Genomic DNA, 25,315 nt, shown 5'->3' with positions numbered 1-25,315 from the left:
TTAATGTATAATGTTGAAGTAATTATAAGATTAATTAGAGATTATAGTATAGGAGGACAAGATCTTGGCTAACCAAAGCGAAAAGATTCCTCGTGCCACGTTAAAACGGTTACCGTTATATTATAGATTCGTCAATACTTTGAAATCTAAAGGGATAGACAGAGTTAATTCTAAAACAATTAGTGAAGGTTTGAACATTGATTCTGCAACAATTCGTCGTGATTTTTCTTATTTTGGTGAATTAGGCAAAAAAGGGTATGGCTATAATATTGATAGCTTGTTACATTTTTTTAAAAATGAGATAAGTGAAAATGATGAAATTAAAATAGCCATCGTAGGTGTAGGGAACCTAGGTAAAGCATTACTAACATATAATTTTTCTATTCATGATGAAATGACTATCACAGAAGCGTTCGATATACGTGATGATGTAATAGGAACACAAATAGGCAATGTGGTTGTAAGCCCGTTTTCAAAAATCACTGATGTATTAAAGCAAGGGCAAATTGATGTCGTGATATTAACAACGCCTGAAAACGCAGCACAACAAGTTGCAGATACATTAGTTGAAGCAGGAATTAAAGGGATTCTAAATTTCACACCAACACGTGTTTATACACCGTCAGATGTACAAGTTCATCACATTGATTTAGGGATTGAATTACAGTCTTTACTTTTCTTTATGAAAAATTATAGTAATAAATAATGATTTTTAAATATTAACTTTGTAGAGACACAAACATTATTGATGTTTAGTTGTCTCTACAAAGTTTTTTTATTGTTCGCTAGCTCCGCTTCATCTTATACATATACCTATGAATAACCCTGAAAACATAAAGGTTGAAATTTCAGCATAAATCTAATATGATAATTCTTATTGATTTTATCGGAAAGAGGTAATGTTATGACGTGGTTAATAATCAGTGGCTTAATCGTAGGTGGACTTTTGGGATTTGTCATGCAACGTACACGATTTTGTCTTGCTGGTGGATTTCGGGATATGTATATTCAAAAAAGTAATAAAATGTTTTATGCCTTGTTAATAGCAATATCAGTGCAAAGTATTGGACTGCTAATTCTAACTTCGACAGGGTTAGTAGAAATACCAGAGTCAACATATCCAATCATAGGTACGGTTATTGGCTCATTTATTTTTGGTATTGGAATTATATTAGCTGGTGGTTGTGCAACTGGTACATGGTATAGAGCTGGAGAAGGATTGATAGGTAGCTGGGTAGCACTTATTGCATATGCATTTACATCAGCTGCTACTAAAATTGGTTTATTATTACCTTTAATGAACGGTATCAATAAACCTACTAATGTAAATACAAGTATGGCTCAAACAACTGGTATTCCAACATGGGTATGGGTCGCATTATTAACAATTATAACGGTTATATTTGTTGTTAAAACGCTACGTAAACCAAAGCCAAAATTTGCGGTACCCAAATTAAAACAAAAGTTTACGGGAATTCGTTATTATTTATTTGAAAAAAAATACCATCCCTTTGTTGCAGCTATTGCAGTTGGGCTAATTGCATTATTGGCTTGGCCAGTGAGTGAATCTACTGGCAGAATGTACGGTTTAGGAATTACAACGCCTTCTGCAAATATCGTTCAATTTTTTGTAACTGGTGATCTTCAACTATTAGATTGGGGTGTATTCCTTGTTTTAGGTATCTTTGCTGGTTCTTATATTGCAGCAAAAGGAGCTAGAGAATTTAAATGGAGACTACCTGATAAAAAGACAATCCGCAATAGTGTTATTGGTGGCGTATGCATGGGATTTGGTGCATCAGTAGCAGGTGGTTGTTCTATCGGAAATGGTTTAGTTGAAACAGCTACAATGTCTTGGAAAGGCTGGATTGCGCTTGCATCAATGATACTAGGTGCTTGGTTTATGAGTTATTTCATATTTATTAAGCCGATGAAAAAAGCACAAAAATCTACAACTCAAACAGTTTCCGCACAAACACAAACGACATAAATTTTATTTTTAGGAGGATTTCATTATGGTATATGAATTAGGTACAGTAGGTATGGTTTGTCCTTTTCCTTTAATTGAAGCACAAAAGAAAATGACTACTTTAGAGAATGGTGACGAATTAAAAATTGATTTCGATTGTACTCAAGCAACTGAAGCAATTCCAAATTGGGCAGCTGAAGAAGGTTATCCAGTTACTAATTATGAACAACTTGATGATGCTTCATGGACAATCACTGTTCAGAAAGCTTAATGATATAAAATTAAATTTAAATAACGGGGTAAGATGAAAGTTAATATTATATTAAAAAAATATTATTTTGTTATATACTGCTCACTGAGAGAAAGTCCGAGACATATTCTATGATGTTTCGGGCTTTATTTTGATTTATAAAAATGTCTTATATTGAGTGACACATGTTGTAATTGTAAATGAGATTAGTCGTTTTTGAATGATATATATTTTTAATACTAATAATGTATATAGTTGCTTCTTGAAGTCAGTATTATTTTTTGTGTTTACAAAGTAGTTTGAGTTTGACTTTTAACAGTATTTAAAGGGAATACAATATGATAAAATAGATGATGTTTACAATGCCAAGTAATGAGAGTGAAAATAAAATATGATTGGCAAATCAAAGTGTAAGATTTTTTAGATAATTGATGATAAATTCAGTTACTGTCAATATGTGCAATTATGGTGTCAAAATAATATGCGATAAGTTAAATAATAGACGTTAACAAATCTATACAAATTTAAATAGTAATTTAAAAATTGATGTGTGAGGAATTTTTTATATGAATAAAGTTGATGCCATTTTAAGTATTATTGGTTGATGGCGCCCTTGTTACAGGAATCACATTTCGATTAATACATCATACCGCGTGTGCAATTGTTTTGTAGCAGTGGAAGCCATAGCTTTGTATCAATGAGTAGGATAAATCTAATATAATGATAATGAAATACATAGATATTATGATGCACTGAATTGCGACAGAACAAATATCAGAAAGTAGTAGTTTGTAATAGGAGGAAATAAAGTGAGTGAATGGACAAGAGATGAACGTTATCAACGTTATGAAGATATTAATCAAGAAACAATGGACGAATTAACTGAGTGTGTGAATCAATCTAAATATAGACAATTGTTTCATATCCAGCCGAAAACAGGATTGTTAAATGATCCTAATGGTCTGATTTATTATAAAGGAGATTACTATATCTCATATCAATGGTTTCCTTTAGGAGCCGTCCATGGTTTGAAATATTGGTATACATATAAAAGTAAAGATTTAATAAATTTTGATGATCAAGGAATTTCACTAAAACCAGATACGAAATATGACAGTCATGGTGTATATAGTGGCAGTGCATTTACATATAACAACAACTTGTATTATATGTATACAGGAAATCATAGAGATGAAAATTGGAATAGAAAGTCTACACAACATATAGCTAAGGTACATGACAATGGTGAGGTTCAAAAATTTCCTAAAGCAGTAATAGCAGCACCACCGTCAGGCTATACGCAACATTTTAGAGATCCTAAAGTATTTGTGAAAGATGAAATTTACTATGCAGTAATTGCTGCACAAAATGAAGAAGGATATGGAAGAATACTTCAATATCAATCAACAGACATTGTGAATTGGACATTTCAAGGTGAAATAAAAACAAAACTTGAGGCGTTTGGTTTTATGTGGGAATGCCCAGATTATTTTAATTTAGATGGTTTCGATTTACTGCTATTTTGTCCTCAAGGTATTGAACCAGAAGGTGAAAAATTTAGGAATATTTATCAATCTGGTTATATTATGGGGCAATACGACATAGATCACCTCGTTATGGATCATGGTGATTTTCATGAATTAGATCATGGTTTTGATTTTTATGCGCCTCAAACTTTTACAGATGAATATGGCAAAAGAATACTCATTGGTTGGATGGGTTTACCAGAAGTGAACTATCCTACAGATTCAGATGGTTGGGCGCACTGTTTAACAATTCCTCGTATTTTGACAATTGAACAAGGTAATTTAAAACAGCGTCCTATTAAAGCACTTCAACAATTAAGAACGAATAAAGAAACAGCATTAGGTTATGCTAATAAGTTTACGCGATTTTTAAATCCATATGAAGGTAAACAATTTGAATTGATTATTGATATTTTGGAAAATGACGCTACTGAAATTTATTTTGAAATCAGAGCTTCAAAATCACAGTCTTTACTTATTGCTTATAATACAAAAACAAGAAAAATTACATTGGATCGTAGTGAAAGTGGCTTATTACCAGAACCAGTCGATGGTAATACACGTATCACGTATTTAGATACGCCATTATCTCAACTACAAATGTTCGTAGATACATCGAGTATTGAACTATTTTGTAATGATGGTGAACGTGTGATGACTTCAAGAATTTTCACAGATGATGATGCCATAGGATTTAAAGCTTCTACCGAATCTGGCCAAGTCTTTCTTAATTTTACAAAATATGACATAAAGGATGATCAATAAATGAAACGTTTACTTGCAATAGGGGAAGCACTTATCGATTTTATCCCTAATCAAAAAGATTCAAAATTAAAAGACGTTGAAGGGTTCACAAGACAAGTCGGTGGTGCGCCTTGTAACGTTGCCTGTACTACGACAAAATTAGGTGGGCAAGCAGAAATGATTACCCAGTTAGGTAATGATGCATTTGGTGATTTGATTGTTGAAACCATAAGTAATATTGGTGTGCATACAAACTATATTCGACGTACAGATGAAGCGAATACTGCTTTAGCATTTGTAAGTTTAACCAAAGAAGGGGAACGTGATTTTTCATTCTATCGTAAACCATCAGCAGATATGTTATACCAGCCTAGCAATATTGATGCAATTACTGTAACAGAAAATGATATGTTACATTTTTGTTCTGTTGATTTAGTAGATAGTCCAATGAAACAGGCGCATAAAGCGTTAATAAATAAGGTGAAATCGGTAAATGGTACGATTATCTTTGATCCTAACGTACGCTTGCCGTTATGGACTAGTGAAGCGGAATGTAAAAATGCAATTCGTGAATTTTTACCATTAGCGCATGTGCTTAAAATTTCAGACGAAGAGCTGACATTTGTGACTGGAAAAAAAGTTGAAAAAGAGGCCATCGCGTGGCTATTCCAAGGTAGCGTGGAGGCAGTTATTTATACTAAAGGCAAAGAAGGTGCAGAAATTCATTTTAAAGATGGCACAGTGATTGATCACCCTGGTTATAAAGTGAAAGTGATAGATACTACTGGCGCTGGCGATGCTTTTATAGGAGCATTAATTAATAGATTGGCAGTATCTGATATTGTGAATCCAATAGAAGCATTAAAACTCCAAGGTGAAGATATACTTCAATTTAGTAACATAGTTGCTGCAAAAGTTACTACTAAATATGGCGCGATTGAGAGTATACCTAGTTTAGATGAAGTTAATGAGGTACTTGAATATTAAAAGAGTGAACGTGGAAAGCAATCTTATTCAATGAATCCAATTACGTTAAGATGAGTGTGGGGATAATAAGGATTAAGGAATATTTGGGCATTAGCGCATGTATAAGTCCCACTAACTCAATAAATTGAGAAGTGTGCTTTAATGATAATAGGCAGAGACAATGAATTGTCTCTGCCTACTAATTTATGTATTAAATTTTTTTGACATTACGTACGGACGCGTAGCAGTGTTCATTATTTTTGAAGTAAACAATACGAGACTTAGAATCAATGGATTCTATATTGTGTCTATTAACAACAAAACTATTATGACATCTAAAAAATCGTTCATCTAAATTATCGATTTCTTTTAAATTACCATAAAATTCAATTTGCCTATTGTCTAGATGAGCAATCAAACGATGTGAATTCGAAGAAGATTCAAAAAACATTACATCATCATATTGTACATAAATAGAATTACTGCCACGTTTGAGCTCGATTGTTTCAACTGTGTTTTCTTTTGAAAGTAGCTTCAATCGAGTTTCTGATGTTTCGAGACAATCAATTACTCTTGATTTTAATTCATCAGGATCATCTTTGAAAATAAAATCCATAGCAGCAACTTTATATACAAAAGTTAAATAAGTGAGCTCACTGTGACTTGTGACAAATATAATATTGCTCACAGGATCGTATTTTCTAATCTCACTTGCTAATTTAATGCCATTAATATCAGCTTCTAATTGTATATCAAGAAAATAACAACCAATATCCTTAAGTTCTTTTGCACGTTCCAATACCTCATAAGGATCTGACGTAGCTACTTCAATTTCCATTGGCTTTTCTTCTATCATGATGTAATTATTGATAATTGAAACTATATTTTCACGTTGTCTTACATCATCTTCACAAATGAATATTTTCATATTTACACATCCTTATGAATTAGAATTTAATATTTCTACTTTTTGGATAAAGTAATTATTATCAATAGTTGTATCTAATAAAACATTGGAAGTTGCATCGGTTATTTCCTTTAAGTTAGATAATCCTAAACCACGATTTTTTCCTTTTGTTGAGTAGTTTTCTTGGAATAAAGTATGCACTCTAGGCATATCAGGTTTACATTTATTCATGATGATAAACATCACTGAATCATCTTCATTTTTGATAAAAGCAATGCGAATTAAAGGGTCATCTTCAATTTTTTCTGATGCTTCTATGGCATTGTCTAATAAAATACCAATAACTCTACTTAAATTGATAATAGGCATATCAATTTTTTCAATTGGTTCTGGAACTTCAATGCTCAATCTTATATTTTTTTCTTGAGCTTGTAATATTTTAGTTGTTAATAAACCTTTAATTTCACGAACTTTTAAATTTTCAATGCCATTAATTTTAAGTGTTTTCATTTGCATATTATCTTGCATTGGTATGATTTCTTCATTAAAATACTTACGTAAACCTTGCATATCGTCTTCTCGGATATAATCAGATAATGTTGAAAGTATATTAACATAGTCATGTCGAAATTTACGCATCTCATTATTAATTTTTTCAATTTGCAACGTATATTTATAATAATTTTCTATTTCTTTGATATTACGTTTATATTGAATTTGTCGTATAATGCTGAAGGAAATAGTAATGATTAAAATAGCAGTAGTAATAATGACCACTGCATACATGATTACAACAAATTTAATATCTGAAAATGATAAAATGGAATTTGGTAAATAAAAATAAATTAACAGTAAAACTGTGAGTAAAAACAAGCATACAATTGAAAGATATATTTTATTTAAAGATAAAAATGAAGTTGACATTTTTATAAAAAAATATTTTATTATGTATCCTAAACTTATTGCAATTAAGATAAAACTTACTGCATAGAATGAACTAAAAATATAATTTAATGTGATAACTTCTATTAATTGAGTAGCTAGCCAAATAGAAATGAAGTTAGCCATATATAAGATGAAAAAACTGATCAATGCTGCAACGACACCTATGGTTTGCTTTCTTATGTACATAAATATAACGACAGCTATTAATAATAAAATAGTTGTTTTTTCACTAATAAAGTAATAAATAATAGTAGAAGGGATTATAATGCAAATCATTGCGATATAATCCCTAAAAGTATATTTGATGTTCGTTAAAGTTTTAACATTAACGAATAAAAGAACTGATTGTATAATTGCTAACAAAACAGAATTAAAAACTACCATATATATACACACTTTCTAATAACGAATTATTTGTATAAATCTGTAATTTCTTTTGGTACCTCAGGTTCATCAAAATAAGCACTGCAAACTTTTCCACCTGAAACTGCTCCTAAAACACTAAAAAATTTAACGAATAAGTTTATAATAGATTCAAAAATATGCATATCTAAACATCCTCCTTAGGAAAAAATATAGGGAGTTGTGCAAACGCAATTAGTGTAATACCTAAAAGTACTAATTGTGAATACGGCTCCTTTAAGATTAATGAAACACACAATAATAATAAAGTTACAACGATTGTTTTGATTTTTTTACCTTTTCTAAGTTTTATTGGAATCGGTTGTTTTTTAGTTGCTGAAGGCGCATAAATAACTAAAATAATAAAACCTAACAAAGCAAGTGTATACATAAGTAAAATATCCACTTTTATATACCCAATAAACCATGGTAATAAAACAAATAAAACAATGTTTTGAATATGACACGAAAGCGATGACTTCGCATGTGCACCGTGTGCATACTGTCTAATCAAATAATAAGATAAATGAACAGTTAGTGTGTATAGAAATATATGGCAAAGGATTGAAATGCCATAAACTACAATAGTTTTCGCAAGATTGCTAACAAAAACTTGCATGCCTAAACGGAGTTTTAGGAACTCAAGATGATCAAGATTATTTCTTTGTTGAAGATATCGTGCTAAGTTTTCAATTTTGTTATCAATTCCCCTTAACATGGCTATTCTCTCCTCACCCGTATTATACAATTTTAATTATATTTTAGGCGTCTCATTGCTTAACTGTAAGTTTTGTATTCCTAACTGTTTGAATTTCTTATCTTTTTAATTTTAACATATAATTCTTAACAAATAAGTATGAAATATAACGAGTTAGGAATTATTAAACGCAATTCTAGAAATCCATGGTTTAATATACTTGTATCACAAAGAAGTGATGAAATTATTTAGACTTAACCGTTTAAATGAAGATGTTAATTAGGCTTTTGAGCAGGAGTCTAATTGGCTTTACTAAATTGTAACTGTATCTTCGTATAGTTATTGGAGTTACAAGTTTAGTTGTCGGTTTCATTTCTTTGAATACGGACAAGAGGAGGCTGATGTTGTGACAAGAACCTTTTCAGTAATAGCTAGTGGTTTCGTAAAATAGTACTAGATTAGTACACAACTCGCTTAATACGTTAAGCAAATCCCTTAAATTTGTATTTGTAGACCTTTCCCAGTCTCAAATCAAATCTATTTTAACTTTGTCTATAACAGAGACAATTTAAAATTTAAACATGTAAGCTATCGTAAACATCATTCAATTTATCATTTTAATCGGTAAATTCACTAATTTTTTTCATAATTAATAACATCCCCAAAAAATAGATAGAGAAATAACTGTATAAAACATTCCCTTAATAATAAGTTACAAAAAACCGTGAGTCCCTCCCAAGCTCACGGTTTTTTTATGTTTATTTATAAAGGTGTGGTCTCAAATTTTTAAAGACTGGTATTGCTTCACGTTGTTTGACAACCTCATCTAAATTTAGTGAACAACTTAATCTTCCTTCTTTGTTGTTGAGTTGATCTATAATTTCACCATTTGGATTAATAATCATTGAGTTACCAGCATACTCAGTTTTACCATCATCACCACAGGTGTTACAACCGACGACAAACATATCATTTTCTATCGCACGTGCTTTTAGTAAAGCAATCCAATGGTCTAATCTAACACTTGGCCACTGCGCTACATAAAATGCGATTTCTGCACCTTTACGTGCTGGATAACGTAATATTTCAGGAAAACGTAAATCATAACAAATAATTTGTGCGATTTTCACCCCGTTAGAAAGTGAAAAGGGCTCAGGAACAGCGTTACCTGGACTCATAAAGAGTGGCTCATCTAACATCGGGACGAGGTGTACCTTATCGTAACTATTGATTAAATAGCCTTGTTTCGATACTGCAAAGGCAGTGTTATATACATTTTCTTTCATAATATTAGACACAGAACCTGCTACAATATCTACTTGATATTGTATAGCTAATTTTGAAATAAATTCAAAACTTCGTGATAACTGTTGATCAGCTAGTTTGTTTAATTGGGGTAAGGCATATCCGTTATTCCACATTTCTGGCAATACAACAACATCTGTTTCAGTTGTTACATAATTAGAGAACCAATTTTTAATGGTTGTTTCATTAAATGAAACATTTGCTGGTTCAATTTTAAGTTGAAAGATTTCTATATTCATCAATTTCACCCCTTATATTAGTGTTAGACTAAATATACTAAATATATTTAGAAAATTCAAAATTTGGTTAACAGTATTATAAAGCAAATATAAAAAAGAGGCGAAGACATGAAAGTCTTTGCCTCATATAATGATAGTTATATAAATAAATTTATTTTTGTCTATGTTTTTTGATGTTGGATGTAAAATATCTTGTCATTCTGTAGATATTTAATTTTTTACTTTTTTATAAGGAAGCGTTTATCTATATCATTAAATTCTTTTTCGCTAGCTTCTTCACGAATATTACCGAAAGGCATTTGTGCCATAAGTTTCCAAGTTTTAGGAATATCAAAAGCTTCAGAGACTGCTACGTCTACAAGTGGGTTATAATGTTGTAATGAAGCACCGATACCTTCAGTACTTAGTGCTGTCCAAATAGCGAATTGATGCATGGCGTTTGTTTGGCTTGACCAGATCGCAAAGTTTTCTGCATAGTTAGGCATTTGATTTTGTAAACCTTCGATGACTTCTTCATCTTCAAAGTATAAAACTGTACCGTATGAATGTTTAAAATTATCAATTTTATCAGCGGTAGGTTGGAAATCACGATCAGGTCCCATTGTATTTTTAAGTTCTTCTTTTGTGATTTCCCAGAATTTATCATGATTATCATTTAATAATAAAACAATACGTGTAGATTGTGAGTTAAATGAAGAGGGTACATGTTTAATTGCATGTTCAATTATATTTTCAACTTCTTTATCAGAAATTGAAATTTCTTTATTTAAACTATAAATTGTACGTCTCGTTTCTATTGCTTTTTGAAATGCATCTAAATCTTTTGATTTTTTAGTGAATAATCCCATTATAGTAGCTCCTTTATTAATTCAAAATATATATCTAGTATAATAATTATATCAGATTTTGTAAATAGGCTTTTTACAAAAAATTTCAGATTTATTACTTTTTCCTTTCAATAACCATCTATTTAATGAAAAAAAGTGAGCTTTCTAATATAATTATAATGAATATAAGGTTTATTACTATGGAGGTGAGAAAATGAAAGGGTATAAAATGAATAAAATATTAGTTTCTAGCTTCGCTTTTGCTATAAGTGCTTCTTTATTATCAAAACCGATTCAGGCAGCTGAAGATCAAAAAAATAATATATCAACTGATACAAAAGATGTTTTAGCTGGAAATGATGACATGGGACGTTCAAATTTTGTACCTTCAATTTCCGACCTTTATAGTACAGATGGTAAAGAAAATTTTGACACTAACGTTGAAAACAATAATACAATAAAAAATGAGTTGTCAGCTGATAAATTAAATTCAGGTGAAAAAGAAAAATCAGTAGACGATGACGTATTTAATAATGAAGGTACTGATACACCAGTTCAACCAGATGAACCAAACGATGGAGACACGTCTGATTTAAGTGAAGACGATAATACAGGAGAGCCAACAACACCAGATGAACCAAACGAAGATGAAAGCACACCATCAGAACCAGACAATCCAAGTGATGAAGACACGTCTGATTCAAATGATGGAGATAACTCTGGTACAAATGAAGGGACAGATGAACCAAGCGATGGTGACACGTCTGATGCAAGTGAAGACGATAATACAGGAGAGCCATCAACACCAGATCAACCAAACGAAGATGAAAGTACGCCATCAGAACCAGACAATCCAAGTGATGGAGACACATCAGGTTCAAGTGAAGACGATAATACAGAGGAGCCATCAACACCAGATCAACCAAATGAAGATGAGAGTACACCATCAGAACCAGATGAACCAAGTGATGAAGATACGTCTGATTCAAATGATGGAGATAACACTGGTACAAATGAAGGGACAGACGAACCAAGCGATGGAGACACGTCTGATTCAAGTGAAGACGATAATACAGGAGAGCCATCAAAACCAGACAAACCAAACGAAGATGATGAGAGTACACCATCAGAACCAGATGGATCAAGTGATGAAGGCACGTCTGATTCAAACGATGGAGATAACTCTGGTACAAATGAAGGGACAGACGAACCAACGACTCCAGACCGACCAAATGAAGGTGGAGGCACGCCGCCAAAACCAGACAAACCAAATGATGGAGATAACTCTGGTACAAATGAAGGGACAGACGAACCAACGAACCCTGGCCGACCAAATGGAGGTGGAGGCACGCCGCCAAAACCAGACAAACCAAGTAATGGAGATACATCTGGTTCAAATGGAGGAACAGGCATACCGACGAATCCAGATCGACCTAATGTTGGGGGAGGCACGTCATCAAAACCAGATAATCCAAGTGAAGGAAGTACATCTGGTTCAAATGGAGGAACAGGAGTACCGACAACTCCAGACCGACCGAATTTGACACCTCCGCAAACACATTATCCAAATAAACCAAGTAATGGAAACCATAGAAGCGGTAATGACGATGCGTATCAACCAACACAACCAGTCAAACCTTCAAACCCTACACGACCAAACTTAAAAAGACCAAGTGAAAATACGCAACCAAACAAATATCAAAATGAAATAAATTATGGAGACTTGTCAGTTAAACAAGATACAAGTCAAACGTCGGGCAGTACAAATAGTGATCGTCAAATTTTAAATAGATTTAATCAAATGTCTACCGGTTCGTTTAAATATAATCCTTTTGTCGTAAACCAAGTAAAACAATTAAATAATGGTGAACAAAAAATCTCTAACAGAGATATTTTATCCATTCTTAGACCACAACGATTTGATGATAATGCTTTTTTAAATGAGTTACAGAAAGGAACGAATTATTTTAAATTTCAGTATTTTAATCCTTTGAAATCACAAGATTATTATCAAAATTTGGATAATCAAGTATTAGCTTTGATTACTGGTGAAATTGGATCAATGCCAGATTTAAAAAATCCAAAAACGGAAAGTGCTTCAGGTAAATATGAGTATCACTCTAGCAGCGATGAAGAAATGACTGAAACTGCAGACAAAAATTCAAAAAATACTATCGATATAAAATTTGAACGTATTTTATTCGCTTTAATAACAGCTATTTTTATTATATTTATTGGTGTCGTAGTTGGTTACTTTGTTCATCGTAAAAATAAAAATAATGAATAATTGAAATATAAAAAGGACTAATCCATTCAATAGTATGGATTAGTCCTTTATTTTGAGCATAGAAGTTATTTCCAAATTTGCTAAATAATAAGACTGAAAATAAAAGAAGTAGTTTCTTGTAATTCTTTTATTTTTTCTGGGCCAATTAAAACTTGAATTATTACAACAAAACCATTTTGCATCATATGTACAGCAATAGGTACCCATATGCGTTTTGTAAAAGCGTATAACCCTGAAAAAATCATTCCCATACCAAAGTAAATGATGAAGAAGGCTGGGTCACCATGTGCAGCACTAAATATAATAGAACTTACTACTGAAGCTACTATGAATTTTAAGGTTTTATTGCCTTTCATAAGTTGATATAACTCACCAAAAATAACTTTTCTAAATACATATTCCTCGAGGATTGGACCTACGACTGAAATTAAAATAATGAAGACGGGAATATCCTGAGCTACTTTCATTAACCTTTCAGTATTTGGACTTGATTGTGGACCACCTAATACGAACATATTAATTAAATTAGCAATAATTTGATAGACCATAACACAAACATATCCAACGAGCGCCCATAATATTGCGTAGCGTTTCTTTTCTTTTGTTCGTTGTTCTAATTGTGTTGGATTAGCAATGAAATTATTGATTATAATGATAATGATTGATGCGATTATAAATAAAATAACTTGTGTATAAATATTGGTAAACATTAATGATTTACCACTTAAATTGTTGAAAAAACCTGCCATATGTAAAAATATAACACCATATTGCGCTAGACCATAAATAATTAATGTCAATATGGATACCCACAAACGAGACATAATGAACCTCCAAAAAATAGTTTATATCTTATTTTAGCGCAAATTATCGTCACACACAAAATATACAACGATGGTTTTAACTTGAAATGTTGACCAACTTTGATTATTATAGAAATTAGATTAGCACTCAAGGTAATGAAGTGCTAAAGATTTCCAATTCTAAGGAGGAACAATCAATGTTAAAACCATTAGGTAACCGAGTAATTATTCAAAAAATAGAACAAGAGCAAACAACAAAAAGTGGTATTGTATTAACAGATAGCGCTAAAGAGAAGTCAAATGAAGGTACGATAATTGCAGTAGGTGCAGGACGTATTTTAAAAGATGGTTCTCGAGTTGCTCCTGAAGTGAACGAAGGCGATAACGTTGTTTTTCAACAATATGCTGGCACAGAAGTTAAACGTGGAGACGAAACATATTTAATCCTTAACGAAGATGATATTTTAGCAATTATTGAATAATAAATTATAAAACGATAAATCATACTAACAACATGGAGGTTAAGAAATATGGCTAAAGATTTAAAATTCTCTGAAGATGCACGTCAATCTATGCTAAGAGGTGTAGATAAATTAGCAAATGCTGTTAAAGTTACAATTGGTCCTAAAGGGCGTAATGTTGTATTAGATAAAGAGTACACTTCACCATTAATTACTAATGATGGTGTAACGATTGCAAAAGAAATTGAATTAGAAGATCCTTATGAAAATATGGGTGCTAAATTAGTACAAGAAGTAGCAAATAAAACAAATGAAATCGCTGGTGATGGTACAACAACAGCTACTGTATTAGCACAAGCAATGATTCAAGAAGGTTTAAAAAATGTTACAAGTGGTGCTAATCCAGTTGGATTACGTCAAGGTATCGACAAAGCTGTAGAAGTAGCGATTGAAGCTTTACATGAAATTTCACAAAATGTAGATAATAAAAATGAAATCGCTCAAGTTGGTTCTATTTCAGCAGCTGATGAAGAAATTGGTAAATATATTTCTGAAGCAATGGAAAAAGTTGGAAATGACGGTGTTATTACAATTGAAGAGTCAAGTGGCTTTAATACTGAATTAGAAGTTGTAGAGGGTATGCAATTCGACAGAGGTTATCAATCTCCATATATGGTCACAGATTCAGATAAGATGGTTGCAGAGTTAGAAAGACCGTATATTTTAATTACAGATAAAAAGATTTCATCTTTCCAAGATATTTTACCGTTATTAGAACAAGTGGTTCAAGCTAATCGTACAATTTTAATTGTAGCTGATGACGTTGAAGGTGACGCATTAACAAATATAGTCTTAAACCGTATGCGTGGTACATTCACAGCAGTAGCAGTAAAAGCGCCTGGATTTGGTGATCGTCGTAAAGCTATGTTAGAAGATTTAGCAATTTTAACAGGTGCACAAGTGATTACTGACGATTTAGGCCTAGAACTTAAAGATGCATCAATTGATATGCTTGGTACTGCTAACAAAGCTGAAATTACTAAAGACAATACTACAGTTGTCGATGGTGATGGTGATCAAAACAATATCGATGCAAGAGTAAGTCAAATCAAATCACAAATTGAAGAAACTGATTCTGATTTTGATAGAGAAAAATTACAAGAACGTTTAGCAAAATTAGCAGGCGGTGTTGCAGTAATTAAAGTTGGTGCTGCAAGTGAAACAGAATTAAAAGAACGTAAATTACGTATTGAAGATGCCTTAAATTCTACAAGAGCTGCTGTTGAAGAAGGCATCGTAGCAGGCGGTGGCACAGCATTTATGAACATTTTTGATAAAGTATCGAAAATTGAAGCTGAAGACGATGTAGCTACTGGGGTTAATATTGTCTTAAAAGCTTTAGAAGCTCCTGTACGTCAAATAGCAGAGAATGCTGGTTTAGAAGGCTCAATTATAGTTGAAAGACTTAAAAATTCAGAAGTTGGCGTTGGCTTTAATGCGGCTACTAATGAATGGGTAAATATGCTTGAAGCTGGTATCGTAGACCCAACTAAAGTAACACGCTCTTCGCTTCAACACGCAGCAAGTGTTGCAGCAATGTTCTTAACAACTGAAGCAGTCGTAGCCAATATTCCTGAAGAAAATAACAATGACCCACAACCAGGTATGGGCGGTATGCCAGGTATGATGTAATATAGCTATTGAGGTTATTACATCAATGTTAGTTGGTTGACATGACAAAATAATATAGAAATTTAAAATCAAACTTCATTGAAGTTAATCATTGACGTTTCTCATTAAGCATAAAGCTTTTTGAGAAGCGTCTTATTTTATATCACAGTTTAGATTAAAGCAAAAATAAAAATGTTATAAATCTTGAAAATTAATGATAATAAAATGTTAGTACAAGCTTTTTACTTATAGTTTATATCAGAATTTTGAATTAATGTGAAGGGCTTAATAATCATAATATTCATTGTTAATAATTTTAGTAATGTGAATAAGTATTAAATAAAAGGGTAGAGAGTGGGTGTAAGTTTTAATAGTTGCAACATATTTTAGCTGCACGATATTTGAAGAGTGGAGGGAATTAAATTATGACTAAGAAATCAGTATATGATGTTATTGATATGGGTGTTAATTATTTAATTTCAGGTTATGATAATTGGAATAATGACCAAGTATTGGACGATAAAATTGATTTATTTCCAAATACAATACATTGGCAATATGGTCATGTTTTAACTATATTTGAATCTGCTTTATCTCTATATGATAAAAATACAGTTGATATAGAACAATACACACGCTTATTTGGTTATGGCTCCTCACCAGAAAATTGGGGAGATGAAACAATACCAAAAATTGATGAAATATTGAACAATTTACAGACATTACCAGAGCGCGCTCAAAAACTTTCAGATGAAGAACTACAAACAGAATTAACTGAAACAATCGCAGGTTGTAATACATTGGATGAATTGTTGGTATTAAATGCCATTCATATTCCTTTACATGCTGGTAAAATTGAAGAAATGTCACGTGTTTTAAAACAACAACAATAAATTAAAAAAGATGAAATTGCTATGAATAGCAATTTCATCTTTTTTTTATACATTTTGTAAATCAGAAATGGCTTTAGCTATTGAATCAAAGACATGAGGGATATCATCTTTTTCTACACAACTAAAAGCAATTCTAATGTCAGAATCATTTAATGCAATTATACCAATAGAATAATTTTCGATTAAATGCTTACGCAATTGTTCTGGATTAACATTTTTAACTTTAAGCGCCATAAAGTATCCAGAGTTAAAATCATAGGGTTGCCAATATGTTGAATATTTTTCGTCATAAACAACAGATTTTGTGGTTTGGTATCTCGCATTTAATGTATCAATATTCTTTTGAATTTCTTTATCAAATTGATCATGGTTTTCAAGTATATATTTAACTGCGCTTTGAGAGGGCATAGGTCCACTAGAAATATTACTTCTAATTAATCCTTTTACTTTGGCTTCTAAGACTTGCTTTGTAATAGGGTCGTTAACACCAAAACTGATAAAGCCTACGCGTAATCCCCATGCAAAGAATTCTTTAGTAGCTCCATCTAAACGGATAGGTAATAAATTAGGTAAATGTAAATTTGTTAATGCAGTAAATAGAGATTGCGTGTAAACATCTTCATAGAATAAACCATAGTAAGCGTCATCTATCAATGCAATAACATTAGTACCACGCTCTGCAAGTGATTTGATGGCATCGACAATAACGGCTACTTCATCTTTAGTAGGCGTGTAGCCAGTTGGGTTATTAGGATAATTTAGGATTAAAATAACTTTATCTTTGTCATATTGTTCTAAAGTATGAACAAGCTGTTCAGTGGTAAAATGTCCGTGCTCATCGAAGATATCATATGTTTCAATTTCAGCACTATGTCTTGTACTATATACTAGTTTATAGTTACCCCAATTATGTGATGGTAGTAATATTGTGTCACCGCTATCAACGAACATATCTCCTACAATAGATAGACCGTGTGTCAATGCATTTGTAACAATAGGTCTTGTCATGTGGTTCGCAGTTAAATCAGGATTGTCTTTCAACATTTTTTGTTGCCATAAATCACGAAGTGCTTCTAAACCTTGAGGAGGTGCGTACGGAAAGATGTCATTTGGTTCTAAATGATTGAACATATCATTTAACGTTTCAGCATACATTTTACTATCTTTATATGTTGCCATACCGATTGTGGCATTATATTTAGTAGCTTTCGCTTCTGCGGATTGTGATAAAATGCCCTTTGGATAATACATTAATTTGCCTAAATCAGAAAGCATATCTGCAATTTCTGGATTGGATTTAGATAATTGCTCGTTTAAATCTAAAGCTAAAGGATTCATAGTTTGTTAACCTCTCTTTACTTTTTAAATGATATAACTATATTATCTTGAAATCAGTCAAAATTAAAGCGTTGCAAACATTTTATAAGAAAAATATAAATTTAAGGTCATTTTATACGAACAGGTGTTCTGTTTTATGTTAGAATATAGATAGGCCATCAAAATCCTACATGGTACTTTTTTTGTGGGGGGTGTAGTATGATTACGTGGTGGCAAGAAATTTTAGTAACTTTAATAACAGGTGGCTTACTTGTTGTATTCCGTGTTTGGTTAGAAAATAAGTGGAAAGACAAATAGGTGGCCTTACACAAAAAACCCCAAGTCTGCGCTATCAGACTTGGGGTTGTGTAGTATAATTCGTGGATACAATTATATTTTAGCACCGCCAAGTATAAACTGCAAACAATATATTCTATTGCATGTAATGCAAATTAATAATAAGATAATTTTAAAATTAGAATAGTATGAATGAGTTTTAGAAATTGTGAGTAAATTTTGATACAATGTAATTATTTGAGGTGAGTATAGTGAAGCATTTAACAAAAATATTTGTGATTATTGCTATTGTATTATTTGTCGTTGGTTACTATTTACAGGCTACTGGACATGAAAATTCAGGCATAAAATTATTAATTGCAGCAATTATGTTTATGATTTGTGCATTTATAAATAGAAGTAATGATAGACGCAAAAAAAATAATCAAAATAATAAAAAGAAATAAGTAATAAGAGTGAGACATCTCTCTCTTTCATATTGGATAAGGCTGACCATTTTATGTGGGTTAGTCTTTTTTTTATTTTAAATGGTATAGTTATTTGCACTTATTTTAGCTCAAAATTTTTAATCACTTTAAAGTTTTTAGTAAAAATGAAAATTTGGCTTTACAAGCGTGTATATATTGTATATATTGTGTATATACAGTTATAGGGGAGGACGTTAATGAAAATACTTTTAAAAAACAGTAGTGAAAGACCGATTTATGAACAAATCAAACAACAAGTAAAAGAGAACATTTTAAAAGGACACGTTACTCCTGGAGAACATTTGCCATCAATGAGAGAACTGGCACAGGATTTAAGTGTTAGTGTGATCACTACGAAACGTGCTTACGAAGATTTAGAAAAAGATGGTTTTGTTTTTACCATAAGAGGAAAAGGTACATTTGTGAAGGAACAGGATAGTTCAATTTTAAAAGAAAAACAATTTATAGTTATTGAGTCCTTAGCCAAATCAATGAGTAAAGAAGCCAAGACCATTGGGATGACTTTATCTGAGTTACAAGAAATTTTATCGTTGATTTATGAGGAGGACGACGAATGAATGCTATAGAATTGAAAAATATTAACTATCAATTTAAAGAATTTCAATTAAATGATATTTCATTTGAAGTTCCTCAAGGTTTTGTAACTGGTTTCATCGGTGCAAATGGTGTTGGTAAAACTACAATTATCAGGTTAATCATGGACTTAATTGAGCCCAATGATGGTGAAATATTAATTTTTAATCAAAAAATGAAAAATAACGCTGTAGCAATAAAAGATAAAATTGGTTTTATTTATTCGGAATTATATCTTAATGACAAATGGACAATTAAAAAAATCGAAAATTATATTGCGCCATTTTATAGTTATTGGAACCATGATGTTTTTGAACATTATGTTGGATTATTTGATTTGCCTTTTAATAAAAAGATTAAAACATTCTCAACGGGAATGAAGATGAAGTTATCTATTGCAATCGCATTTAGTCACCAAGCTGAACTATTTATTTTAGATGAACCTACTTCAGGTTTAGATCCTATAATTAGAAATGAAGTTTTAGATATCATTCAAAAAGAACTTATTGATGAAAGAAAGACTGTTTTTTTATCGACACACATTATTTCTGATTTGGAGAAAATTGCTGATTATTTAGTTTATATTAAGGATGGCGAAGTTGTTTTAAATGACTTTTTAGATCATCTTTTAACTCAATTTAAAATTGTCAAAGGTGATTCCAACCAAATTGATGAAGAGTTAATGCATTTAACTCAATATTTTGAAATTAATAAAACGGGTTATACTGCGTTAACAACACAGGCTAATGTGTTCTATGAAATATTTGGTAATGCTGTTGCAATCACGAGTCCAACAATTGAAGACTTAATGGTTTACCTCGAAAAAGGAACCCCAAAGCATAATTTGGGACTTTCTAATAATTAACAATGTGGGAGGTATAAGATGAAAAATTTACTTATTCGAAACCTTAAGTTACGCAAATGGACGATTGTTTTATATGCAGTTTTACTGATTGTTTCACCTCTACAATTAATTTTGAATCATGACACATTGATAAATAAAGTGCTTTATTCTGCACTTGTTATGGTACTAGTAGTTATTTCAGTGTTAGATTCAGGACATGTTTTTAGATTTAATAAAAAGTTAGGACATAAACAGGCATATGATTTTTTTGCCAGTTTACCGGTTTCTAAATTATCTTTACTAAATGCGAACTATATAACTGTTTTGGTATTTACTTTGGTTGGTGCAGGTATCTTATCATTATATGGCATATCCAATGATAACTATTCAAGTAATACAATTAATATTAACTTCACATTGCCATTTTCTTATATTGCCATTAATCTTTTCGCGATACCATTAGGTTTTAAGCGATTTATAGAACAAAAGGCAGAATATATTTCATTTATTCCTTATGTGTTAGGAATGTTAATTTTCTTACCTTTTGTCATTGCAATTATCATTATTGGTTGTTCTGTACTATTTGATTATGACTTTGAACATTTAAGATATTTTAAAGATTTCTTTAACTATGGCTTCTTATTGTTAAGTGTTATATTTTTAGGAGTAAATTATATCATTCAATATAAAAAGCTAAATTAACTTTAAAGGAGGCGCATTATGCAGTTAAAACAAATTACTAAAACATATGGTAATAATAATGTATTAGACCATATTGATTTTGATTTTGGCCATAGTCAAATTGTTGGTTTAATAGGTAAAAATGGGGTGGGTAAAACCACTTTAATGAAAGTGATGAATGGCAACATTGTAAATTATAAAGGTGAAGTTCAATTAAGTAATAAAGAAAACGTAGGTTATTTAATAGAACACCCTAAACTATATGATAATAAATCTGGCTTATATAACTTGAAACTTTTTGCAAATGTGTTAGGAAAAGGATTTGATAAAAAGTATGCTGATCAAATTATTGATGCATTTGGAATGCGTAGTTATATTAAAAAGAAAATTAAAAAATATTCAATGGGTATGAAACAAAAGTTAGCCATTGCAGTTTCTTTAATGAATAAGCCTAAATATTTAATATTAGATGAACCAACAAATGGAATGGATCCTGATGGCTCAATTGACGTTTTAAAAACGATACAATCGCTTGTTCAGGAACTAGATATGAAAATTTTGATTTCAAGTCATAAACTTGAGGATATAGAATTAATTTGTGATAGAGCAGTCTTTTTAAGAGATGGTACATTTGTGCAAGATGTTGATATGAAAGAAGGCGCCCCAACTGATTCTACAGTATTGAACCTTGAAGCGGGTGACTTTGAAGCAGGATTAGCTTATTTAAATGAACACTTTGATGTTATACAGTCTCAAAGAGAGACAGGAGAAGTTATATTAAAGGCTCAAAAAAACTATAAAGACATATTAAAAGGACTAGCAAGTAAAGAAATTTTCCCTGAGTTTATTGAAACACGCAAAAGTTCTTTACGTGATACGTACTTCAATATCAATCAGAAAGGTGGCCAATAATGAACAGTATTCAACTTGTAAAATATGACTTGATTAGTATTTTTAAAAGTCCTTTAACTTACTTAGCATTATTATTGACTATTTTACCAATGATTGGATTTACAATTTTATTTGTTCAACAATCTGATGAAATGAACGGTAATACATTACTTTCAATAGGTAGTTGGTTCTTTTCTATTATGGGACTACTTTTTGTAATAAAAACAATCACACGTGATATTTCACAAGGTACGATTCAATTATATATGAATAAAACATCGAGTCGTGTAGGTTATGTTGTTGCAAAAGTTGTTTCTATTATATTAATTGCCATATTAATAACAGCAATTCTTGTTGCATTTGTTTTAATTGTTCAGGGTATTGTAGATGGTGAAAATATTAAAACTGATAAAATTTTTGAATTATTATGGTTTTTCCTAATGTTCCATTTATTCTTTGGATTACTATTATATTTATTTGCATTAGTAGTGCCTAAAACAGCGCTTATATTCACATTAGGGATTTTCTTAGTATTGATTGTGCCTTTTGCAGAGCCTTTCTTACCAATGATTCCAAAAATTGGAGATAATATACAAGACTCATTAAAATATATTCCATTTAGTTATTTAACATCGAAAACGACTTCTGGAGATTATACATTTAGTAATTGGCAATGGTTTATTACCTCAGCTTCAATTGTTATTTTATTTATTATTAATCTATTCTATGCATCTAAAAAAGATATTTAATAGTAGAAATTAAACTTCAATAAAAAACACGTATGAATTGTAGTAAAGCTAATCCAATTCATACGTGTTTAATTATTTAGTGATTAATTTATCTAAGATTGAATCGTAAACATGCTTCCACATTTGTGAGTCTGTTTTGTAACGATTTGCAATAATTGTATGTGTTTCTGCAGATTTATCTTTAAATGTAGGATCGTCTTTTTCAGGTAATTTTGAACGCGTTTCATCTACAAAATTTTGGACTTGTCTAGCACGAGGACCCCAAACAGTTTGTTGTTCAAAGTCATCATTTAGAAAAACAAATATTGGAATGGATCTAGCTGTGCCATTTGTTAAGTATTGATCTATTAAATCTGTATTTTCATCGCGATGGAATACTCTGACTTCCAAGTGTAGTGCTTCGCTTATATGCTTTAGAATAGGAAGGTTCATCATAGCATCTCCACACCAATCTTCCGTTATTACAAGCACTTTACTGTAAGGTAAAGATTTGATTTTTTCAAGACGTTCATCATCTTGAGGAAGTGAGAATGATTTATAAATTGTTAGTAAATTTTCTTGGTTTTCAGTCATATCCTCAATGTACTGATCAAGTGGTTGACTGTTTTTGAAATAAGTTTCTAAACTTGTCATTATTTTTCCCCCTTTAATTTATTAGCTATTATTATATCAACAATTTTAAATGAAAGAAAATTTTTAATACTTAGAAAAGTAATAAGTTTTAATATTTGTTTTAAATGAAAATACTAAATGTTTATGCTATATTGATTTAGTATGAATAGTGTAAAACAACATTGAGTTACATAACTTTTTGATATCTATTTTTTAACTAATAATATTTAAACATTAATTAATTATATAATCATTTAACTTTTGTAAGTTACATTTGGATAATAAAATATATTAAAATTTTTTGTACATAGAAATGGTGAAAGATAGAGCATTGAAATTTATAGTAACTAAATTTGGTAATGACACTCCGCAGTGGTTTGCCATTTTTGAATTGAAATAGAAATTGATTAAATCCTACAATTTGAATGGCGGTAGATAACTTGGATAAAATCACATTTTTAAATGCGCTAGAACAAGAATTAGAAAACCTACCTCGAAATGAACGAGACAAAGTGATGTATGAATATGAACAATATTTTTTTGAACAAGAAAATAATGGAAAAAATGAATACCAAATCATTGGAGCTTTAGAATCACCAAAGCAGATTGGTAAACAGATAATGGCAAAAAATGCTATTGTATCTGCCGAATATAGGCCAAATACTAAAAATATTGTCAGAGCAATTATGGCTTCTTTAGGTATGGGGATTTTGTCATTAATTATTATTTTGATACCCATGGTTATACTAGCTGTGTTTATGTGTGCATTATTGCTCGTTGCATTTTTCTTAACTATTAGCCCAATATTGTTAATTGTTCATGGATTATTGAATCATATGATCAGCCTCGCGATAAGTAATTACTTTTTTGCTTTTTCTTTTACAGGATTAGGTATTGTTTTATTTGTAATTATTGCTAAATTAGCACAACTTGTCTATCGTTTAATTTTAAAATACTTAAGATGGAATATCCGAACAATTAAAGGAAGTGTAGATTTATGAAGCGGTTATTTTTAGGTGGGCTAACTTTATTTATAACATGCTTTCTTTTAGGAAGTGTTACATGGTTCGGTTTTGAAAAACAAAATGAAAAATTAAATAGTGTTAATAAAGTATTAGATTCTAAAGATATTAATAATTTAGATGTTTTAACTGAAAATTGTAAAGTTTTAATTAAACCTGGAGATAAAACGTCAGTGAGATATAAAGGTAAAAGAAATCTTGATATCAACAATAATGATAAAACGTTGAAAGTTAAAGAGACTGAAAAACTAGAAAACCATTATGGTTTAAATTACAATCCTTTTAGAAATTTTGAGGATAACTTAATTATCACTTTGCCTGAAGAAAAATTAAATAAGCTACATGCATCAAGTAAATATAATACTATAATTGTTAAACAATTAAATGTAAATAATGCAAATTTATCAAAAAATCATAAAAATGGCGGCAAAGTGATTTTAAATGAATCTAAGTTTGGAAAGTTAAAATATAAAGGATTAAATTCAGCTATAACGTTTAAAGAAAGTGAAATAAATAATGCCAATATTAAAACTGAAAATGCCAGAATAGCGGGTGAAAATACGCTTATTCAGGATTCAGTGTTATTAGTAAACAATGGAACTATAAGATTATCTGATACTGACATCAATTCAAATTTTAAAGCATCTGCTAAAAAAGGAGATATTAACATTAGTTATAAAAACGCTCCGAAAAACACACTTCTTAAGTTATATCCGTTTCATGGTGATAAAAAAGTTAATAATAAGCATTTTATGAATGAAAAAGTTGGAAATGGAGATAATATTTTAGAGCTATATACTACTGATGGGGATATAGTGGTTGATTAATTAGGGACATCATTGATTCGCCCCTGACTCGTGCTTGTTGTTAGTAGTTGACTGAGCTTCAGCTCAAGTAATCATTTTATACTTTTTTCAATCCTAGTCATCTTTATTGGTATGGGGCGACG

The 25,315-nt window shown here is 30.9% G+C and carries 27 protein-coding genes; 18 read left to right on the top strand and 9 right to left on the bottom strand.

The window, feature by feature from the left end; translation table 11 throughout:
- The first annotated feature begins 64 nt into the window (after window positions 1-64).
- The 5 genes from KA824_RS02150 to KA824_RS02130 all read left to right on the top strand — a co-directional run bounded on the left by KA824_RS02150 (window position 65) and on the right by KA824_RS02130 (window position 5,476).
- Window positions 65-706: a redox-sensing transcriptional repressor Rex gene (locus KA824_RS02150; RefSeq protein WP_181187630.1), complete on the top strand. Its 642-nt coding sequence runs from the start codon at window positions 65-67 to the stop codon at window positions 704-706.
- Between the two features lie 198 nt (window positions 707-904).
- On the top strand, window positions 905-1,990 hold the full coding sequence (locus KA824_RS02145) for a YeeE/YedE family protein (protein ID WP_107383586.1): 1,086 nt from the start codon (window positions 905-907) through the stop codon (window positions 1,988-1,990).
- Window positions 1,991-2,015: 25 nt separating this feature from the next.
- Window positions 2,016-2,240 carry a sulfurtransferase TusA family protein gene (locus tag KA824_RS02140; RefSeq protein WP_019469551.1) on the top strand — a complete coding sequence of 75 codons (225 nt, stop codon included), beginning with the start codon at window positions 2,016-2,018 and terminating at the stop codon, window positions 2,238-2,240.
- Window positions 2,241-3,028: 788 nt separating this feature from the next.
- Window positions 3,029-4,510 (top strand): sucrose-6-phosphate hydrolase, encoded by a 1,482-nt coding sequence (locus tag KA824_RS02135; RefSeq protein ID WP_181187631.1) that lies wholly within the window; start codon window positions 3,029-3,031, stop codon window positions 4,508-4,510.
- The gene (locus tag KA824_RS02130) at window positions 4,511-5,476 is read left to right on the top strand and encodes a carbohydrate kinase family protein (protein ID WP_107383588.1); all 966 of its coding nucleotides are present in this window, start codon (window positions 4,511-4,513) and stop codon (window positions 5,474-5,476) included.
- A gap of 190 nt (window positions 5,477-5,666) precedes the next feature.
- Here KA824_RS02130 and agrA read toward each other — a convergent pair whose 3' ends face one another.
- The 6 genes from agrA to KA824_RS02100 form a co-directional block, all read right to left on the bottom strand.
- Complete coding sequence (gene agrA / locus KA824_RS02125) at window positions 5,667-6,383, bottom strand: quorum-sensing response regulator AgrA (RefSeq protein ID WP_019469554.1); 717 nt, start codon at window positions 6,381-6,383, stop codon at window positions 5,667-5,669.
- A 12-nt stretch (window positions 6,384-6,395) separates the two neighbouring features.
- Window positions 6,396-7,691, bottom strand: a complete 1,296-nt coding sequence (gene agrC / locus KA824_RS02120; RefSeq protein ID WP_181187632.1) for a quorum-sensing sensor histidine kinase AgrC — start codon at window positions 7,689-7,691, stop codon at window positions 6,396-6,398.
- Window positions 7,692-7,717: 26 nt separating this feature from the next.
- Window positions 7,718-7,855: a cyclic lactone autoinducer peptide AgrD gene (gene agrD / locus KA824_RS02115; RefSeq protein WP_019469556.1), complete on the bottom strand. Its 138-nt coding sequence runs from the start codon at window positions 7,853-7,855 to the stop codon at window positions 7,718-7,720.
- Between the two features lie 2 nt (window positions 7,856-7,857).
- Complete coding sequence (locus tag KA824_RS02110; protein WP_107383590.1) at window positions 7,858-8,427, bottom strand: accessory gene regulator AgrB; 570 nt, start codon at window positions 8,425-8,427, stop codon at window positions 7,858-7,860.
- 737 nt (window positions 8,428-9,164) lie between these two features.
- Window positions 9,165-9,950 (bottom strand): carbon-nitrogen family hydrolase, encoded by a 786-nt coding sequence (locus KA824_RS02105; RefSeq protein ID WP_107383591.1) that lies wholly within the window; start codon window positions 9,948-9,950, stop codon window positions 9,165-9,167.
- Window positions 9,951-10,168: 218 nt separating this feature from the next.
- A complete protein-coding gene (locus KA824_RS02100) occupies window positions 10,169-10,798 on the bottom strand; it encodes a nitroreductase family protein (protein WP_019469559.1) in 630 nt (209 codons plus the stop codon).
- A gap of 193 nt (window positions 10,799-10,991) precedes the next feature.
- On the opposite strand from KA824_RS02100, the gene KA824_RS02095 reads away from it, so the two are divergent.
- Window positions 10,992-13,064, top strand: a complete 2,073-nt coding sequence (locus tag KA824_RS02095; protein ID WP_181187633.1) for an SdrH family protein — start codon at window positions 10,992-10,994, stop codon at window positions 13,062-13,064.
- Between the two features lie 80 nt (window positions 13,065-13,144).
- On the opposite strand, the gene mroQ is transcribed toward KA824_RS02095, so the two are convergent.
- Window positions 13,145-13,888 carry an intramembrane glutamic endopeptidase MroQ gene (mroQ, locus tag KA824_RS02090; RefSeq protein ID WP_064264595.1) on the bottom strand — a complete coding sequence of 248 codons (744 nt, stop codon included), beginning with the start codon at window positions 13,886-13,888 and terminating at the stop codon, window positions 13,145-13,147.
- A gap of 176 nt (window positions 13,889-14,064) precedes the next feature.
- Between mroQ and groES the strand changes: the two genes are divergently transcribed.
- The 3 genes from groES (at window position 14,065) to KA824_RS02075 (ending at window position 16,892) form a co-directional block, all read left to right on the top strand.
- On the top strand, window positions 14,065-14,349 hold the full coding sequence (groES, locus tag KA824_RS02085; protein ID WP_019469562.1) for a co-chaperone GroES: 285 nt from the start codon (window positions 14,065-14,067) through the stop codon (window positions 14,347-14,349).
- A gap of 48 nt (window positions 14,350-14,397) precedes the next feature.
- Entirely contained in the window at window positions 14,398-16,020 is a 1,623-nt protein-coding gene (groL, locus tag KA824_RS02080) for a chaperonin GroEL (RefSeq protein ID WP_107383594.1), read from the top strand.
- Window positions 16,021-16,424: 404 nt separating this feature from the next.
- Window positions 16,425-16,892 (top strand): DinB family protein, encoded by a 468-nt coding sequence (locus tag KA824_RS02075; RefSeq protein WP_107383615.1) that lies wholly within the window; start codon window positions 16,425-16,427, stop codon window positions 16,890-16,892.
- Between the two features lie 45 nt (window positions 16,893-16,937).
- Here KA824_RS02075 and KA824_RS02070 read toward each other — a convergent pair whose 3' ends face one another.
- Window positions 16,938-18,230 carry an aminotransferase class I/II-fold pyridoxal phosphate-dependent enzyme gene (locus tag KA824_RS02070; RefSeq protein ID WP_107383616.1) on the bottom strand — a complete coding sequence of 431 codons (1,293 nt, stop codon included), beginning with the start codon at window positions 18,228-18,230 and terminating at the stop codon, window positions 16,938-16,940.
- 201 nt (window positions 18,231-18,431) lie between these two features.
- On the opposite strand from KA824_RS02070, the gene KA824_RS12855 reads away from it, so the two are divergent.
- From KA824_RS12855 to pmtD, 7 genes are all read left to right on the top strand, one after another.
- Complete coding sequence (locus tag KA824_RS12855) at window positions 18,432-18,527, top strand: Trp-rich small protein (RefSeq protein WP_224396387.1); 96 nt, start codon at window positions 18,432-18,434, stop codon at window positions 18,525-18,527.
- Between the two features lie 230 nt (window positions 18,528-18,757).
- Window positions 18,758-18,952: an SE1626 family protein gene (locus tag KA824_RS02065; protein WP_064264599.1), complete on the top strand. Its 195-nt coding sequence runs from the start codon at window positions 18,758-18,760 to the stop codon at window positions 18,950-18,952.
- Window positions 18,953-19,170: 218 nt separating this feature from the next.
- Window positions 19,171-19,551 (top strand): PSM export ABC transporter transcriptional regulator PmtR, encoded by a 381-nt coding sequence (gene pmtR / locus KA824_RS02060; protein WP_019469568.1) that lies wholly within the window; start codon window positions 19,171-19,173, stop codon window positions 19,549-19,551.
- Window positions 19,548-20,432 (top strand): phenol-soluble modulin export ABC transporter ATP-binding protein PmtA, encoded by an 885-nt coding sequence (gene pmtA, locus KA824_RS02055; RefSeq protein WP_107385281.1) that lies wholly within the window; start codon window positions 19,548-19,550, stop codon window positions 20,430-20,432. The genes pmtR and pmtA overlap by 4 nt, the downstream gene beginning before the upstream one ends.
- Window positions 20,433-20,450: 18 nt before the next feature.
- On the top strand, window positions 20,451-21,113 hold the full coding sequence (gene pmtB, locus KA824_RS02050; protein WP_064264602.1) for a phenol-soluble modulin export ABC transporter permease subunit PmtB: 663 nt from the start codon (window positions 20,451-20,453) through the stop codon (window positions 21,111-21,113).
- Window positions 21,114-21,131: 18 nt separating this feature from the next.
- Window positions 21,132-22,004 (top strand): phenol-soluble modulin export ABC transporter ATP-binding protein PmtC, encoded by an 873-nt coding sequence (pmtC, locus tag KA824_RS02045; RefSeq protein WP_107386640.1) that lies wholly within the window; start codon window positions 21,132-21,134, stop codon window positions 22,002-22,004.
- A complete protein-coding gene (gene pmtD / locus KA824_RS02040) occupies window positions 22,004-22,732 on the top strand; it encodes a phenol-soluble modulin export ABC transporter permease subunit PmtD (protein WP_019469572.1) in 729 nt (242 codons plus the stop codon). Before pmtC ends, pmtD begins: the two co-directional genes overlap by 1 nt.
- 72 nt (window positions 22,733-22,804) lie before the next feature.
- Here the strand turns inward: pmtD and KA824_RS02035 are convergent, their stop codons facing one another.
- Complete coding sequence (locus KA824_RS02035; protein WP_107385278.1) at window positions 22,805-23,365, bottom strand: thioredoxin family protein; 561 nt, start codon at window positions 23,363-23,365, stop codon at window positions 22,805-22,807.
- 419 nt (window positions 23,366-23,784) lie between these two features.
- Here KA824_RS02035 and KA824_RS02030 point away from each other — a divergent pair, with 419 nt between their 5' ends.
- Window positions 23,785-24,345: an HAAS signaling domain-containing protein gene (locus KA824_RS02030; RefSeq protein WP_064264605.1), complete on the top strand. Its 561-nt coding sequence runs from the start codon at window positions 23,785-23,787 to the stop codon at window positions 24,343-24,345.
- Entirely contained in the window at window positions 24,342-25,193 is an 852-nt protein-coding gene (locus KA824_RS02025) for a DUF4097 family beta strand repeat-containing protein (RefSeq protein ID WP_181187634.1), read from the top strand. The genes KA824_RS02030 and KA824_RS02025 overlap by 4 nt, the downstream gene beginning before the upstream one ends.
- Window positions 25,194-25,315: the final 122 nt, after the last annotated feature.

The sequence above is a fragment of the Staphylococcus sp. GDY8P198P genome (assembly GCF_017891615.1).
In the GTDB taxonomy this organism is placed as follows: domain Bacteria; phylum Bacillota; class Bacilli; order Staphylococcales; family Staphylococcaceae; genus Staphylococcus; species Staphylococcus cohnii.
Note: the sequence above shows the minus strand (reverse complement) of the source record. Positions and strands in the feature narration are given on the sequence as shown.